The sequence below is a fragment of the Capnocytophaga gingivalis ATCC 33624 genome, from assembly GCF_000174755.1.
GTDB lineage: Bacteria > Bacteroidota > Bacteroidia > Flavobacteriales > Flavobacteriaceae > Capnocytophaga > Capnocytophaga gingivalis.
Genome location: NZ_ACLQ01000003.1, coordinates 127014 through 143691, shown reverse-complemented (window position 1 = coordinate 143691; position 16678 = coordinate 127014). Strand labels below are relative to the sequence as shown.

11 protein-coding genes are annotated in these 16678 nt (G+C 39.7%); 3 read left to right on the top strand and 8 right to left on the bottom strand.

All coding sequences use genetic code 11. The features are described from left to right. Nucleotides 1–245 precede the first annotated feature (245 nt). Nucleotides 246–1364 (bottom strand): tetratricopeptide repeat protein, encoded by a 1119-nt coding sequence (locus CAPGI0001_RS01390; RefSeq protein ID WP_002665833.1) that lies wholly within the window; start codon nt 1362–1364, stop codon nt 246–248. 491 nt (nt 1365–1855) lie between these two features. Here CAPGI0001_RS01390 and rimO point away from each other — a divergent pair, with 491 nt between their 5' ends. Next, on the top strand, nt 1856–3238 hold the full coding sequence (gene rimO, locus CAPGI0001_RS01385) for a 30S ribosomal protein S12 methylthiotransferase RimO (RefSeq protein ID WP_248601281.1): 1383 nt from the start codon (nt 1856–1858) through the stop codon (nt 3236–3238). Beyond that, nucleotides 3222–3986 (top strand): hypothetical protein, encoded by a 765-nt coding sequence (locus CAPGI0001_RS01380; RefSeq protein ID WP_040359250.1) that lies wholly within the window; start codon nt 3222–3224, stop codon nt 3984–3986. The genes rimO and CAPGI0001_RS01380 overlap by 17 nt, the downstream gene beginning before the upstream one ends. Before the next feature lie 115 nt (nt 3987–4101). Here CAPGI0001_RS01380 and CAPGI0001_RS01375 read toward each other — a convergent pair whose 3' ends face one another. Together CAPGI0001_RS01375 and CAPGI0001_RS01370 are read right to left on the bottom strand one after the other, a co-directional pair. Beyond that, nucleotides 4102–5274 carry a toxin-antitoxin system YwqK family antitoxin gene (locus tag CAPGI0001_RS01375; protein WP_002665660.1) on the bottom strand — a complete coding sequence of 391 codons (1173 nt, stop codon included), beginning with the start codon at nt 5272–5274 and terminating at the stop codon, nt 4102–4104. A 54-nt stretch (nt 5275–5328) separates the two neighbouring features. Further along, nucleotides 5329–6189: a hypothetical protein gene (locus CAPGI0001_RS01370; RefSeq protein WP_155813415.1), complete on the bottom strand. Its 861-nt coding sequence runs from the start codon at nt 6187–6189 to the stop codon at nt 5329–5331. 104 nt (nt 6190–6293) lie between these two features. On the opposite strand from CAPGI0001_RS01370, the gene brnQ reads away from it, so the two are divergent. Next, a complete protein-coding gene (gene brnQ / locus CAPGI0001_RS01365) occupies nt 6294–7577 on the top strand; it encodes a branched-chain amino acid transport system II carrier protein (protein WP_040359249.1) in 1284 nt (427 codons plus the stop codon). A gap of 121 nt (nt 7578–7698) precedes the next feature. Here brnQ and CAPGI0001_RS01360 read toward each other — a convergent pair whose 3' ends face one another. The 5 genes from CAPGI0001_RS01360 to CAPGI0001_RS01340 form a co-directional block, all read right to left on the bottom strand. After that, entirely contained in the window at nt 7699–8586 is an 888-nt protein-coding gene (locus CAPGI0001_RS01360) for a fructose bisphosphate aldolase (protein ID WP_002665862.1), read from the bottom strand. Between the two features lie 109 nt (nt 8587–8695). Further along, complete coding sequence (locus tag CAPGI0001_RS13185) at nt 8696–11266, bottom strand: hypothetical protein (protein WP_050769221.1); 2571 nt, start codon at nt 11264–11266, stop codon at nt 8696–8698. Nucleotides 11267–11453: 187 nt separating this feature from the next. After that, complete coding sequence (locus CAPGI0001_RS01350) at nt 11454–13031, bottom strand: hypothetical protein (RefSeq protein WP_002665888.1); 1578 nt, start codon at nt 13029–13031, stop codon at nt 11454–11456. A gap of 13 nt (nt 13032–13044) precedes the next feature. Continuing rightward, nucleotides 13045–13878: a DUF5689 domain-containing protein gene (locus CAPGI0001_RS01345; RefSeq protein WP_002665749.1), complete on the bottom strand. Its 834-nt coding sequence runs from the start codon at nt 13876–13878 to the stop codon at nt 13045–13047. Between the two features lie 11 nt (nt 13879–13889). Continuing rightward, entirely contained in the window at nt 13890–16640 is a 2751-nt protein-coding gene (locus CAPGI0001_RS01340; protein ID WP_002665788.1) for a TonB-dependent receptor, read from the bottom strand. Nucleotides 16641–16678: the final 38 nt, after the last annotated feature.

Here is a 16678-nt window from a genome sequence, read left to right as displayed (position 1 = left end):
TAAGGTTTGTCCTTTCTGTGAACATTTTATGCTTTTAAAGCTAAAAAAACATATAATCACTATATTTATTAAGTAATGGAATTACTAAACTACTAATATATTGTGTTCTTGTTATAAAAATAGGTAAAATCTAAATAGTTAATATTAAATTAAAGAATTATAGGGTAACTCTCTATTTTTCATTATTCTTTAAATTAGTGTAATAAGTTATTTTTTAAAGAATAAATTATCTCACATACTCCACTTTATAATTTTAGTCGAATTATATCAGCACAGGCTCTTTCGATTCCACTTGCACAAGCTTCACGACATAAATAACTTGCCAATTCTAAATCTTTAGTTACAACATCTCCCATATAATAATAACTTACTAGATTATATGTTGCTTTTTTATTTCCTTTCTTATGAGCTTTAGCGAAAAGAAGAAACGCTTGCTTTGAATTTTTAGCAACACCTTTTCCATCTCTGTATAACTCTCCTAAATAATTCATCCCTCCACTATCTTCACCATCAGCAGATTTCTTATACCAATAAAAAGCTTGACTATAATCTTTAGTTACTCCTTTCCCTTCTTCATACATAGATCCTACATAATTCATACTAGTATAGTCATTTCTATTTTCAATATCTTTTCTAAAATAAAAGAAAGCTTGTTCATAATCTTGAGAAGTACCCTTCCCATAATAATAACATCTTGCTAATAAATAATAGACCTCTCTTTCAGTATAGCCTGATTCAATAGCTTTCTTTAACCAATAGAACGTTTCTTTTTCAAATCCCTCAGAATAATAGGTTAAACCTAACTGATACATAGATTTACTACTTCCCTCTGAAGCAGCCTCTTTTAGCCAATACATGCCTTTTTTAGCATCATAAGGAGTACCTTTCCCTGAATAATAACAAATACCTAAATTAAACATTCCATCACTATTTCCTGCTTCAGCGGCCTTTTGGTAGTAATAAGAAGCTTCTTTGTAATCAATAGTTACTCCTTTTCCAAAATAATACATCCACCCTAAGTTATTGTATTGTTCTCCATTTAATTCTTGCTTATACTTAATATATAGAGAAAAAGCTTTTTCAAATTCTCCTCCTTCAAAAGTATTATCCGCTTTTTGTAGTTCCTTTTCCTTTTCATTAATACATCCTATTTCTACATCTTGTAGTTCTTTTTTCTTTTTAGTAATACTTTCTTTCCTTGAATTTTGTAATTTCTTTTTAACAATATGTTCCTCTTCGACATTTTGTGCAAAGTTAGGAGCTTTAGCCTTATGAAGAGTTGTATCTTTGATTGGTTTATCTAGGTCTTGGCTGTAAGTATATACAGAACCTAATAATAGGATTGTTAATAGGATATTTCTCATTTTAGTATAGTTTTTCTAGATTATCATATGCTATTTCATTACCTGACTCACATGTTTTTTACTTTAATAATACCCCTTCATAATAATGAATGTCCAAATTATTCATCCTCTCACTATTTTAAATCTTAACGGATTTCTTATACCAATAAAAAGTTTGATTAAGAATCCTTACTGTTCCTTCTAATAGTAATTGGCTAAATTATCGATCCTTTTACTGTTTAAGTCCTCTATATTGGAATTTTTGACAAAGATACAATAAATAAATGAAACAAGCCTCTCTTCTCTATAGAAAAAAGAGAGTTAAAATTAAAAATCTCCATATTAGATACTTAGTTCTCTTTAGTGTTACTGTTTTTTGCTTATGTTTCAATATCTAGTTATTTTGGTAGGCTTATATAGATCTTTTTCAAATGAAGACACACAATGGGTTAAAAATTTCTTTTATTCTTTTAAAAAACGTAATTTTGCACCCTCAAACAAGCAACAACATCATGCGGACAAAATCCATCAAACAGAATAAAATCAATGTAGTAACCTTAGGCTGTTCTAAGAATGTATATGATAGTGAGGTGCTTATGGGACAACTCAAGGCCAGTGGCAAGGAGGTAGTACATGAGGACAAGGGGAACATTGTGGTTATTAATACCTGTGGCTTTATCAATAATGCCAAGGAAGAAAGTATCAACACCATTTTGGAATACATCCAAAAGAAAGAGGAGGGATTGGTAGACAAGGTCTTCGTTATGGGCTGTCTTTCGGAGCGCTATAAGCCTGATTTGCAGAAAGAAATCCCTGATGTGGATCAGTACTTCGGTACTACTGAACTCCCTGCTTTGCTCAAAGTATTGGGAGCCGACTATAAGCATGAACTTATAGGCGAACGCCTCACGACCACCCCCAAGAATTACGCTTACTTAAAGGTATCCGAAGGTTGCGATCGCCCTTGTAGCTTCTGTGCTATTCCGATCATGCGTGGTAGCCATAAGAGTACCTCTATCGAAAACTTGGTGATAGAGGCTGAAAAATTGGCTAAGAAGGGAGTAAAGGAACTGATTCTCATTGCTCAGGATGTAACTTACTATGGCTTAGACTTATACGGCGAACGCAAGTTGGCCGATCTACTCCGTGCCTTGGCCAAGGTAGAAGGAATAGAGTGGATCCGTATTCATTATGCTTTCCCAACAGGTTTTCCTAAGGATGTGCTTACGGTGATGAAAGAGGAACCTAAGATATGCAAATACTTAGATATTCCCCTTCAGCATATTGCCGATCCTATCCTCAAGAGTATGAAGCGAGGGACAACTAAGGCTAAGACCACACAACTTTTGGAGGACTTCCGCAAGGCCATGCCAGAGATAGCCATTCGTACCACTCTTATTGTGGGTTATCCTAACGAGACAGAGGAAGATTTCGAGGAGCTCAAAGAGTTTGTCAGACAAATGCGTTTTGAGCGTTTGGGCTGCTTCACCTATAGTCATGAGGAGAACACCGCAGCTTATGAGCTGGAGGACAATATTCCTGAAGAAGTGAAGCAACGCCGTGCCGCTGAGATTATGGAGATACAATCCCAAATCTCCTGGGAGCTGAACCAAGCCAAGGTAGGGAAGACCTTCCGCTGCCTGATTGACCGCAAAGAGGGACAATATTTTGTAGGTCGTACTGAGTACGACTCCCCCGATGTCGATAACGAAGTCCTTATAGATGCTGCCAAGCACTATGTAAAAATAGGCGACTTTGCCGACATCCTAATTACAGAGGCTACTGATTTTGACCTATACGGGGAGCCAGTGAGCAGTAAACAGAAAGCAGTGAACGGGGAACAGAAAGCAGTGAGCAGTGAACAGAAAGCAGTGAATAGTGAAAAACTTGTATAGTTCCATATTATTACTACTTGTACTTTTAAGTAGTTGTAGCCCTAAAAGGAAGGTGCCTGTCAATGAGGAGCCTACTCTTTTTAGCAGGCTGGGGGATCGTGAGTTTTGGAAGGAGAGGGACTCAGAGGATTTGGAGAAGAAGAAAGAGGCAAAGTACTTGCAAGATTTTTATGAGAACCCCTTAATTGATGAGCAGGATATAGCTCTTTTACAGCCCTTTATCAAACAATGGTTGGACTTCTATCACCTTGACCTTCATGAGGCACGCCTTACTCGTACAGAAGAGCATGCCCCTATCAATGCAGGAGAAGATAAGGAGAGTCTCTATTACCACCCTTTTGAGGCAGCAGATGATGTGGGTGATGATCTCTGTAACCTCTATTCTCCTGATAAGATGCGCTATGTCAATGAGTACAAAGGGTGTGAGATCTCCGATGGCAAACTTTCTTTTAACATGGACGACAGTCAGAACATCAACCTTACTGACCGAAGGCTACGACACCATACCATGATCCTCTTTTTAGGTTCCCTTGAGGTATCTCATGATGTGTTTTGGAAGGATAACGATATCTTTGCTATTGTCGGCTATTCAGAGGCTACACTTGGCGAATACTATATCCACCTTTTTGATATAAAAAATAGCCTTGTCAAGCGATATGAGATCCTTGACAATGGCTATACGCCTACTACTTACTACCCTTCCAATACTATCAAAAAAGCAATAGCTAAGGGCTATAAATATAAGTGAATAGTGAAAAGTTTGTATAACCTCTATACTATTATTACTGCTCATACTTTTAAGCAGTTGTAGGCCTGAAAGAGAAGTGACAAGTAACGTTAGTTACTTGTCACTGGTTATTTCACTATTCGTAGTCTACTGTTTTGATACGATTGCCTTTTTCATAGATCACTTCTGCAGAGAGCTTCCCAGAGGCATCGTAGTACTTCCAAGTACCATCTTTTTGGTCGTCCTTGTAGTTGCCTTCTTGACGTACTTTTCCACTGGCATAAAACTCTTTGTAGGCACCTTGTAGGTTGCCAGCCACATAGGTACTTTGCTCATGGAGTACTCCCTTGTCGGTATATTCTTTCCAAACTCCCTCTTTGAAGTTGTTTTTATAATTTCCTTCTTCTTTTATAGTACCATTTTCATTGTTTTCTATGTACTTACCCTCCTTGCCATCATTTTTATAATTGAGTTCTTCCCTGAGTTTTCCATTGTTACCAAAGAAATATTTTCTATTGGTTAGCTTGTCTTCGTCATAAGTATCCTGACGGACAAGGATTCCCGCATCGTTATATTTTTTTCTAAGGCCATGTAGCTTAAAATCCTTATAGGATACTTCACTTTCCATCTTTCCATTGCGGAAGAACTCTCTTTCAGTATAAGTACCTTTGTCCTTATATTCTTTTTCAGAGAGTACAAGCCCATTTTCCCATATTTCTTGCCATTTTCCGGTAGGTTTGTCATTGTCATAGTACTCAGTAGCAGTATATTCTCCACGATTACTGGTCATTTTTTGCCACTGTTTGCCATGTAGCTTACCCTCTTTATAGCTTTCGATTTTGCGTACTTTTCCCTCATTGTCATAGTATTTCCACTCTCCATTGGGTTTTCCCCCTTTGTAGCTAAGCTCAGTGCGTAGCTTTCCATTACTACTATATTCCTTGCTGATTCCCTCTAACTTTCCATCTTTATAGGTGCGGAGGTCTTTCTCCTTACCTTCATCATTGTAGGAGACTGATTTACCATCAAGAATGCCCTTTTTGAAGTTCTTTTCAGCTCTTAGGTTTCCCTGAGCATCATAGCTTTTGTAAGTGCCATTCATACGGCCATTCTCGAAGGTTACTTCATAGTAAGCCCCTTCTCCCTGAGCCACCTTATAGTGACCATCCAAGGGGTCTCCACTTTTTCTGAACTTATATAGCTTCTCAGTGCCGAAAACCTGTTCGGTAATCTCATGATCTGAAGCAAATTTCTGTGCATAACTTCCTACAGAAGCCATTATAGCAAGAGTGAAAAGTAATTTTCTCATAATTGTAAATTATTAATTGTCAAATATTAATGATGTGTCAATAGTCATTTGTCATTAGTCACTATTAAAGTCTTCCGCTGTATAATCTAAAAAATAGTCCAATCCTATAACTGTTTGGTACTCTTCGGGGAGCTTAGTCAGGCGTATTTCTTTTTCCTTGGTAAAGCCATAAAGATTCCTACTCTTTAGGAATGTTTTACCCTTAGTGGCCACATCGGGTAGGATATACTCCAAGGTATCCAACTCCTCTCCACGCCAACGATATTTGTACAGCTCCACATGACCAGGCCAGCCATAACCTATCCCACGAATAAGATGCTCCTTAGGATAAAAAGTTGGGTTTATGAGTTCTATATAGGAAAGTTGTCCCTCTTTTTTCTCTGGGGAGAGGTAGAGGTAATAAATATCTCTTCTGCAACATCCCGAAGAAGGATAGAATCTCAGTGCAAAATCTTTGACCTCATCTCCATTGGCATCAAAAATAGTATCAGAGGGAACTGTCATCCAAGGAAAATACTCAGAGAGTTTCTCCTGTATAGCATCGTGATCAATTCTATATAACCTTACCAAAGTATTGACATAATCAGACGCATAGATAACTGCATAATAAGTTTCTTCAAAGTATTTTTGTACCTTAATATCAACCCTGATATGAGGTGTATCACCCTCTCCCTTATCAAAATCATAGGTATATTCCCAATCCTCCCCATGAAAAGAATCCGCTATTTTCTGGAGTGCATCTACCATAGCCTTCTCCAAGAGGAGCTCATTTTCTACATTCTTAGAAAAATAGCGCTGCTCCTTAGCCTCAACAAGTGTATCTGAAACCTTCTCAGAGAAAGATTCCTTCTGCTGTTTTGGGGATGAGAGGCAGCCTATGAACATAAGGAAAGAAAGGAAGATACTGTATCTCATAAAGGATAGAGATAGATAATCAAGCAGCAAATATACAAAAAATTTTGTTACAATGTTATCCATTCGTTATTTTTTTATATCTTTGCGCCATATGTATTACTTATATGAATAAAAAGAAATTTTTGACACTTACCACTACAGGGTTTGCCCTTTTTGCAATGTTCTTTGGAGCAGGAAATTTAGTTATCCCACCCTATATAGGGCTGAAGATGGGAGCGGCCAGTGGAGCTGCCTTTGTGGGTTTTTTTCTTTCAGGGATTCTTATTCCCTTTTTAGCGGTACTAATGGTTAGTTCCATAGGTACTTCTTTTACCGATTTGGGCAAACGATTTCCAGCGCCCTTTGTCAATAGTTTAGTGGTGCTTATTATTGTGGTTTTTGGGCCTCTGGTATGTGTCCCGCGCTCAGGATCTACTACTTATGAGGTCGCTATAGAGTCTTTCTTCCCGATGGTGGGAAAAGTCACCTTTGGAGTTATCTTTTTTACAATTACCTTATTTTTAGCCTTATCTCGTTCGAAATTAGTAGATATCATAGGCCGTTGGCTCACCCCTATACTCTTTCTCTCACTGATAGTACTCATTGTGGAAGGGACTATTAATGCTCCTAAGGGGCTTACAGATAATGGGTTGAATTTCAAGGAGGCATTTACTTTTGGTTTCTCCAAAGGATATCTTACCTTGGATGTGCTCTCAGGGGTTATCTTCTCTGGGCTGATTATTTCAGCTATCATACAAAAGGGGTATAGTTCAGAGCGGCAGAAGCGTGAGATTACCATCCTCTCAGGGATGATCGCTGCTGGATGCTTGGTTTTTATCTATGGAGGTTTGTTATATTTAGGAGCTACCTCCGATGTAGTGACAACAGAAGAGGTTAAGTATATAGATATTCTCAAGCATATTGCTCATAAGGGCTTGGGAAATAATGGAGCTATAGTGATTTCTGTGGCAGTAGCTTTTGCTTGTCTTACTACAGCAGTAGCTATTGTTTCGGCTATGGGAGGAATCTTTGAGACCCTCAGTCATGGACGTATTCCTTACCGCTGGGGAGTGTGGGGGTGTACACTGGTTTCCTTTGTGCTCTCTATCCAAAGTGTAGATCAGATTATTCTCTATGCAGGCTATATCTTGGATTTCGTGTATCCTATTACTATTGCTCTAACACTCTTTATACTATTATTTGGCAAACGTGTACAGAAGAAAACACCCTATATCATAGGAGTAAGTTTTACGGCTGTCTTTTCAGCTATATTTGTCATAGGAAATCTTATGGAGAGTCAGACTCTAAAAGGGATACAAGATAGTCTTCCCTTAGCACAATACCATATAGAATGGTTACTTCCAGCCTTTGCTGCCTTTGGAGTAGGTGCAATTATTAATAATAAATAATCAGCTATACGCTACCGCCAGCTTATAGTTCGTATTGTTATTATGATTTTTTAGAGAGCTTTTACAGCAAAATAAAAAACCGAACTGTTTTAAGTTCGGTTTTTTATTAAGACTATAATGGTTATTTTATAGAAGCTTCATAGATACCCTCTATGGATTCGGCTAAAGTCTTGTTGAACTCAGCATCAGACTGTCCAGCAGAGAGACCTTCAGAGAGTGCACGAGAGAAGCTAGCGATTACGCCATGGTTTTTGGCGAGGATTTCGTTTGCTTTTTCTCGGGAATAACCACCTGAAAGCGCTACTACACGTACTACTCTTGGGTGTTCTACCAAAGGCTTATAGAAGTCAGCTACGGTAGGAAGGGTAAGCTTAAGCATCACATCCGAGGTGGCAGGGAGCTTATCCAAGTGTTTGAGAATCTCCTCACGAAGAATAGCTTCTGCTTCTGCCTTGTCAGGAATATTGATATCCACTTCTGGCTCTATGATAGGAACGAGACCAGCGGCGATGATTTGTGCAGCTATTTCGAATTGTTGGTCTACGATTCTAGCAATACCCGCTTTAGAGGCTTTCTTGACTACCGAACGCATCTTAGTGCCGAACACATGGTGTTCATTAGCTCTTTTGAGAAGGTCAGCGAGATTGGAAATGGGTTTCATCAGTTGTACTCCATCAGCATCCAAGTCAAGTAGTCCTTTATCTACTTTTAGAAAAGGGAGAATATGTTTTTCTTCCCATAGATATTCGGCTGTATACTTGCCATCAATCTTATTATCCATGGTTTGTTCGAAGAGAATAGCTCCAAGAATTTTATTTTCATTGAAAGCTGGACTCTTGATAATGCGGGTACGCATCTGATGGATAAGGTCGAACATTTCAGCATCATTCTTGTAAGCACTTTCTTCTATTCCATAGAGTTTTAGCGCTTTAGGAGTACTACCCCCACTTTGGTCAAGAGCAGCAATAAATCCCTTGCCACTTCTCATTTTTTCTATTTTTTCTTTCATAACAAGTAAATATTTATGTAACATATTGGAAAATTTCCAATAAACTTTTTTACGATGAGACAAAGATACGAATTAATTGACAATAAATCTACATGAATAAGAGAAATTCTTAGCGAGTCCATTTGATATTGTCAATGACAAACTGCTTGCTACCACTATTTCCTTTGATAGTAATTTCTACGTTGCCTGTTTTATTAAGGGTCTTAGTATAGGTTTGTTTGTCTGTTCCTACAGATATAGTATCTTCTATTCCCCCTCCAGATACAAGAATTTCACGCTTTTTATTACCTGCAAGAAATGCCTTATAATCGAAAGAGATAGTCTTGACTCCCTCAGGGAAAGTGATGGTTATGAGTCCTCTTCTTCCATCGAGCACCAAACCTTTTCCTTGGATAGCATAGTCTTGATTTTGTTCTTTCGTATCAGTACGTGCTGTTGCGTCCAATGTTACTCCATTGAGAGTCTTTGTGACATGGTTGGCATAACCATTATTAGCTTTCTCAATCCATTCAAAATCAAATACACCAGAAGAGGGCTGTGGTTGTGGATTTGGTTTAGGATCAGGATTTGGTTTAGGATCCGGTTGTGGTTTGGGCTGAGGCTTAGGATCTGGTTGAGGTTGTGGATTTGGTTGTGGATTTGGCTTGGTCTCAGGTGTTTTACCAAAGATTAAGTCAGCTTCTGTTTCATATACAATTTCCTTAATGACCTGACCACTATTAGTTCTATGATTTTTGAAAACACCCGTTACAGTAAGCTCTTGATCTGCAATCTTGAGTTTTTTCTTCACTTCTTCAGGAAGAGTCTTATAGTTTTTTCCATAGATTTGAATCTTTGTACCGTCCTTGAAGATAAAGTAAGAGAAATTTCCTTCTGGTGCAATCTTACCATGTATCTTAGCCTTCTTTCCTTCTTGATAGTCAGCAATAGTAGCATTGCTTGCCTCAAGATTCACAATCTCATTAGGATCAGGAGATGGTTTGGGTTGTGGTTTGGGATCCGGTTGTGGTTTGGGCTGAGGCTTAGGATCTGGTTGAGGTTGTGGATTTGGTTGTGGATTTGGCTTGGTCTCAGGTGTTTTACCAAAGATTAAGTCAGCTTCTGTTTCATATACAATTTCCCTAATAGACTTTCCATCCTTAGTAGTATGGTTTTTGAAAATACCCGTTACAGTAAGCTCTTGATCTGCAATCTTGAGTTTTTTCTTCACTTCTTCAGGAAGGTTTGCATAATTCTTTCCATAGATTTGTATCTCTGTACCATCCTTGAAGATAAAGTAAGAGAAATTTCCTTTGATGGTAACCTTACCATGTATCTTAGCCTTTTTTCCCTCTTGATAGTCAGCAATAGTAGCATTGCTTGCCTCAAGATTCACAATCTCATTAGGATCAGGAGATGGTTTAGGATCTGGTTGTGGATTGGGCTGAGGCTTAGGATCTGGTTGAGGTTGTGGATTTGGTTGTGGATTTGGCTTGGTCTCAGGTGTTTTACCAAAGATTAGATCCGCTTCTGTCTCATACACGATTTCCCTAATAGACTTTCCATCCTTAGTAGTATGGTTTTTGAAAACACCCGTTACAGTAAGCTCTTGATCTGTAATCTTGAGTTTATCTTTTATTTCATTAGAAAGATTCTTATAATTTTTTCCATAGATTTGTATCTCTGTACCATCCTTGAAGATAAAGTAAGAGAAATTTCCTTTGATGGTGATCTTCCCATGTATCTTAGCCTTTTTCCCTTCTTGGTAGTCAGCGATAGTAGCATTGCTTGCCTCAAGATTCACAATCTCATTAGGATCAGGAGATGGTTTGGGTTGTGGTTTAGGATCCGGTTGTGGATTGGGCTGAGGCTTAGGATCGGGTTGAGGTTGAGGATTGGGTTGCGGCTGAGGATCAGGCTGTGGTGTAGGAGCTGCTCCAAAGGTCAAATCTTTTTCTTCTTCATAGACAATCTGATGGTATTTTTTCTGTGTCTTCTTGTCGGTATAGTCAGAGAATTTTCCTATTACAGTCACTTCTTGTCCTATCTCTTTGAGTTTTTTAGAGGTTTCCTCGGAAAGTTCTTTAAACTTATGTGTAAAGACTTGTACTAAAGTGCCATCAGAGAGTTTGATAAAGGATCTGTTTCCCTCTATTTCGGCAATAGAGCCATGTAGTTTTACTTTTTTGTCAAAGTAAGCGGTGAAGTCGGTCATGGAGATCTGTGAGGCTTCCAATGAAGGAATTTCTTCAGGGGTAGGAGTGCCCTCACCAAAGACTAAGTCAGTCTCATTCTGGTACACAATCTCCTTCACTACATCACCCTTTGGTAGGGTATAGTCCGTAAAAGTACCAGTGACACTCACTTCTTGTCCTTCTTTTTGCAATTTCTTAGAAGTTTCCTCAGAAAGTTCCTTGAACTTAGGGGTGAAGATTTGTACTAAAGTACCATCGGAGAACTTGAAGTAAGCACGTTTGTTTTTCACGGTAATAAATCCGTGTACGATGAGCTTTTTCCCTACTACATAATCCGAAGCCTTGGCTGTAGCTGCTTCCAAAGTAAAGAGAACGGGAGGCGTAGGTGTGGGGTTCGGGGTAGGTTTTTCTTTGGGATCTACGGGAGGAATTTCCGTCTGATCCTCTCTTACACAGGCACCCCATACAAAGAGTCCTGCAAAGAGAAGTAGAAATAATCTTTTCATGATAGTAATGATTTTTTTGTTTACAAATAGGAATCGAAATCCTGCAAAATAGGGGAGAGGATTCACTCCACAAAATTAACACTTTTATCAATAATTTCCAAATAAAAAAGCTATTTTTTTCTTGAAAAAAGTTAAAAAAAGAGGCGCCTAAAAAGGCGCCTCTTTGTAAGGTGTTATGAGTAAAAAATTAATTTGTCCATTTGATATTGTCTATGACAAATTGTTTGCTTGTTGCACCTCCCTTGATGGTAATTTCTACTTGTCCTGTTTTATTAAGAGCCTTGGTGTAAGTTCCTTGTGCATCTTTTGCTACAGATACCTTGTCTATTTCAGTATTCCCTTCGCGGATTACGATCTCACGCGCTTTGGTGTTGGTATGGAATGCTTTATAATCAAAAGAAAAGTTTTTCACTCCATTAGGGAAAGTAATTTTGATATGCCCTTTGTCATATCCATTAAGCACTAATCCTTTACCATTGATGGCATAATCTATGTTTCCTTCTGTTGTGTTGGTACGTCCAATAGCTTCTAGCGAAACTCCATCAATTGTTTTTTGAACAGCTGTCCCATAGCCAGTGCTATTATCTGTAATCCATTCAAAGTCAAAAACTCCTCCTTGAGAAGGTTGTGGCTGTGGTTGTGGCTGCGGCTGAGGTTGTGGTTGCGGATTATTAGAAGCAGCTCCAAATACTAAGTTATCTTTAGAGGTACACTCTATTTCCTTAACCACATTGGTGCTGTTTTTAGGTTTGAAATCCTTGAATTTCCCTGTTACAGTGACTTCTTGTCCAGTAGTAGCGAATTTGGTTTTATCTTCTTGAGAGAGGAGGTCAAATACAGATTTCACTACATAGATTTGAACCATAGTATTATCAGAGAATTTGAAATAAGAATGATTTCCATCTCTAACGATGGTTCCGTGAATCTTTACATCTTTCCCAGCCACATAATCATTTGCAGTGGCCGTAGCCGCTTCTAAGACATCTGTAGGTTGCTGAGGCTGAGGATTATTAGAAACAGTTCCAAATACCAAATCGCTTTCGCTTTCGTAAACAATCTCTTTAACAGTAACTCCATTTTTAGTAAAATCGGTGAAAGTACCTGTTACGGTGATTTCTTGACCTACTGTTTTGAGTTTGTTATTTGTCTCTTGCGAAAGTTCTTTGAACTTAGGAGTAAAGATCTGTACCAAAGTACCATCAGAGAATTTAAAGAAAGATTTGTTTCCTTGTACTTCTGCAACTGTACCATGTAGTTTTACTTTTTTTCCTACAACATAGTCACTTGCAGTAGCTGTAGCCGCTTCCAAGGTAGTAATTTCTCCTGGAGTAGTACTGCCTGCTTGTCCAAATACCAAATCGCTTTCGCTTTCGTATACGATTTGCTTTACAGCACTGGTACTGTTTTTAGGGGTAAAATCTTTAAGAGTCCCTGTCACAGTGATTTCTTGTCCTGCGGTAGAGAGTTTTGTCTTTTTCTCCTGTGGAAGGGCATCATATACAGAAGTTGCTGCATATATAAGCACCATAGTATTATCGGAGAATTTGAAATAGGAACGATTTCCATCTCGCACGATATTTCCGTGGATTTTTACTTTCTTTCCATTTACATAATCAGAGGCTTTAGCAGTGGAAGCCTCAAGGATAGAGAGGTCTTTCTGCTGAGGTGTTTGTCCTTGGTTTACTGGAGGAATCCCCGCATTGTCTTCCTTAGCACAGGAGATAAATAGTGAAAGGGCGATTCCTAAAATGAATAACTTTTTCATGGTATGAGGGTTTTTAGTTTATTTTTTGAATATCATTGACAGAATTGATATAGAACTGAGGGCTACTTCCATATCGGGTTAGTACTCCCGTGATACGCAATCTTCCTGAAGGAACTATATCCTTGATATAAGCAGCAAAGCTACTGGTAAGGAAAGGAAGTGTACCTCCTGCTCCATCGGTGAGGTTGTAGGTAGTATTGTACTGGTTGGTGGAGACGTGGAAAGTCTTTCCTATCGCAGTGTTTTCGAAAGATACTCCATTGATTATCAAGAGCTTGTTGTTTTGTGCTTGTTTGTCAAAACTCAAGTTGTCAAAGGTAGTAGCTAGCTGGTCAAGACCTATCTTCTCTCCAGTAGAGACCAATACCTCTTGGTACATAGCCGAGGGGAGGTTGCTTATTTTGGTGTTGCCCCCTGCGGTTTTTCCGTGTCCATACCCTACCTCAAGAGTAGAATAGCGGCCGCTATACCATACAGTAGTCCCCTTGAGCCTTACTTGTACTTTGGTTCCTACAGGGTATTCGCCATAGAGTCCTTTTTTATCAATAGCCACAGCGATAGTTCCAGACTTGTCAGGGGCTTGCACATATACTTTTTTGTAGAAGTTTCCCGCCTCATCACTGGAGATCACATAGCCCTCGAAGGCATCGTTGTCTGTATATTGAGTAAAGGAAGGGGTTACCTTAGCCCTAAGCTGGGCATAGGTGATACGTGTACCATTGAAGGCATTGGCTTTTTCCTGTTGTTGTTTTTCGAGTTGTTGTACATCAGGAGTATCGAATCCACTTACCTTACTGCAAGAAGAGAGTAAGGCAAGAGATAGTGCGAAGTATACTATTTTTTTCATGTTCGTTCAGATTAGAGACTTAAGGTTACATTTAGGTAATAAGTAGTGCCATACCCGAGGAAATACTTGTTCCCAAAGGTAGGATAGCCGCTCTTGCGATCCTTGAGCATGGATTGGTAATCTCCCTTGCGTGCTTGCTCGAATCCGTTGGTTTTGTACTGGGTATTGAGCAGGTTGTTCACACTGGCAAATACATTGAGGAAGTGCCCTTTGATACGGAAAGATTTTCCAGCAGAGGCATTCATGAGGAAGAGTACAGGGAGTTTTTCCTGCTTGAGCAGACCACGTACAGCATTCTCATCTATATTGGTATAGCGGCTACCTGTGTTGGGGTCAAGGTAGATATTCTCGGTGCGAAGGCTTGGAGCAATACCTATGTAGTTATTGTTGAATAGGTTGCCTGTAAGGCTTACCCACCAGTAGTGTTGGCTCTGGTATTCTAATCCTAAGGAATATACTTGCTCAGGTGCTTGTCCAGCATGGTAGTTCTTCAAGTGAGAAACGATAGGTTCGCTCACCAATCGCTTGTCGGAGGATTGGAAGAGGATAGGGTCGTTGGTATAAGTATATTGGTTTAGAGAAACTACAGCAGAAGCCTTCCAAGAAGGGTGAAGCTGTACTTCTACACCGAGTTCTCCTCCGAAGTGGAGTTTTTCTACATCCATCATGGTTTGGGTAAGGAATCCAGCAGACTCGTCGCCCAAACGAGATTGGGTGAAGAAGTAACTTTTCTCAGTAGCATTCTCGAACTTAGTGACATATCCGGTAAGGCGTGCCTTTACATAAGGCATACGTACGATATAGCTTCCATCGGCAGTGATTTGAGTTTCTGGAGAAAGCTTGCTAGGGAGCAAGGAGTTGGAATTGCGAATATTGACAAAGATATTGTTCAGTGGTTGAGCTTCCTCGAAATATCCTGTGTTGAACTGTAGGATATGGCGACCATTGATGCTATAGGTAAGTCCTGCTTTGGTGCTAAGGGTATTGAAGTACTTCATGCCACTTTTACCTTTGGCATCGTTGTATACAGCATTGTTAGCAAAGAGACCTTCTCTCTCATAGTCTGTATGTTGAAAGCGTCCGGCTACATAGAAGAGTGCACGACCATACTTGAAGCGCAATTGGCCAAATACATTGGCTCTTTGTACAAGCGCTTTGTAGTGGTATTGGTATTTGTCTCCTTCCCCTAGGCGTAGGTTCTCAGGGGTATCATAATTTTCTCCAGAGTAGTAACTCTTGTTTAGGAAATATTGTCCTCCTAATAGGTCGTTGATCTGTTGGAAATTTTCGGTACCTATACGCTGGAAAGAAGCACCCGCGTTGAGGGTGATATTTGGATCAATTTTGGTAGTGGCCAAGAGATTCCCTGTAAGGGTTTTAGTGTCGATAATATCCTCATTGAGAGAGAACATACTTTCGCCACCAGTATGGCTATTGGTCTGGTAGAGCGCATCCCAATTGAGCTGTTTGTTAGCTTTGAAATAATCAATCTGTCGGGCAGCCTTATCCCAAGCAAAAGGATCTCCTTCGCCAGTCTCCTGGTCATACATATTGTAGAAGTAGGTAGGCATATTGGTATAGTACGAAGGATCAGGATTCTGAGACTTTACATATTGAATACGGGTATCACCTACTTGCCCAAACTGATAGCCCAAGTGTAGAGCTATTTTAGTATCTCCCTTGTGATAGGTATTGGAGAGAACAAAGAGCGGTTCGGAGATACGCTTCATCTTGGAGTTGCGTATATGATCTCCCTGAAAGCCCCAGTTAGGGTTGTAGTTGCGTCCGCCTAAGGAAATAGCCTCTTGGGTAAGAGGGGCAGATTTTCCACGGTTGTTATACGAGAAAATACCCATTAGGTTGGTTGTAAAGTAAGGGCTTGCCTTGTACTCTACAGCGGCAGAGATTCCGTAGGACTGATAGACCATTCCTTCTACAGAAGGGACAAGCCAAGTACGGCCATTGCCTCCGCGATAGGAGCCTGATACCATATAGCCCCATCCGCTGGGTAGAGTCCCTGTGTTGTAGGTTACCATAGCACGTCCGAAGTAGTTACGGTTGGTCGTAGTTCCAGAGATACGCAATCCGTTGCGCAATTCAGAAGGGGCAATAGTCATCACATTGCTACCGAATACTCCTCCGAAATCGTCCTCACTGGCACCTACTCCGGTGGTAATCACATTGCTACGAGTGGCATCGTTCAGTCCTCCCCAGTTGCTCCATTGGGGGCGACCAGTCTCTACCTTGTTCATCAGTACCCCATTGACAAGTACAGTGGCCGCATTGCTCTGATAGCCACGAGGACGATAGAATACGGGACTGAAGTCAAAGGAAGAACGACGGAAATAGAGATCTTGTGAGGACTGTAGAAAGCCAGAGATCATCTCAGGGCTACCTTCTTCGTCATCGAGCTCCTCATCAGAGAGATTGATTGTATTTCCAACAGTATGCTCACCCTGAGCCATAAGTTCTTTTTGAAGGGTTATGGTAGGCAAGGTAAGATTGTCAGTGAGTTCTATGTTCATTCTCTGGGAACGGTATCCCTTAGCATGGATGTCCAAGATATAAAATCCTTTAGGCAAGGAGAGCTGAAAATTCCCTGCCTCATCACTTGTAGCATGAACCTCTTGCCCTTCTACAGAGAGTGTGGCCTCAGGCAATGGAGACTTACCATCACCAACACTTCCTTTTAACAATACATTCTGGGCGAAGATCAAAGAGCCTCCCAGAAAGAAAAATAAGGATAAAAAGAATGTTTTCATCGTGTTTTTATATTTAAAATGAATAAGTTAAGCAATAT

Coding starts and splice junctions, on each gene's coding strand:
- CAPGI0001_RS01390 (WP_002665833.1), bottom strand. CDS start 1,364: ATGAGAAATATCCTATTAACAATCCTATTATTAGGTTCTGTATATACT.
- rimO (WP_248601281.1), top strand. CDS start 1,856: ATGCGGACAAAATCCATCAAACAGAATAAAATCAATGTAGTAACCTTA.
- CAPGI0001_RS01375 (WP_002665660.1), bottom strand. CDS start 5,274: ATGAGAAAATTACTTTTCACTCTTGCTATAATGGCTTCTGTAGGAAGT.
- CAPGI0001_RS01370 (WP_155813415.1), bottom strand. CDS start 6,189: ATGAGATACAGTATCTTCCTTTCTTTCCTTATGTTCATAGGCTGCCTC.
- brnQ (WP_040359249.1), top strand. CDS start 6,294: ATGAATAAAAAGAAATTTTTGACACTTACCACTACAGGGTTTGCCCTT.
- CAPGI0001_RS01360 (WP_002665862.1), bottom strand. CDS start 8,586: ATGAAAGAAAAAATAGAAAAAATGAGAAGTGGCAAGGGATTTATTGCT.
- CAPGI0001_RS13185 (WP_050769221.1), bottom strand. CDS start 11,266: ATGAAAAGATTATTTCTACTTCTCTTTGCAGGACTCTTTGTATGGGGT.
- CAPGI0001_RS01350 (WP_002665888.1), bottom strand. CDS start 13,031: ATGAAAAAGTTATTCATTTTAGGAATCGCCCTTTCACTATTTATCTCC.
- CAPGI0001_RS01345 (WP_002665749.1), bottom strand. CDS start 13,878: ATGAAAAAAATAGTATACTTCGCACTATCTCTTGCCTTACTCTCTTCT.
- CAPGI0001_RS01340 (WP_002665788.1), bottom strand. CDS start 16,640: ATGAAAACATTCTTTTTATCCTTATTTTTCTTTCTGGGAGGCTCTTTG.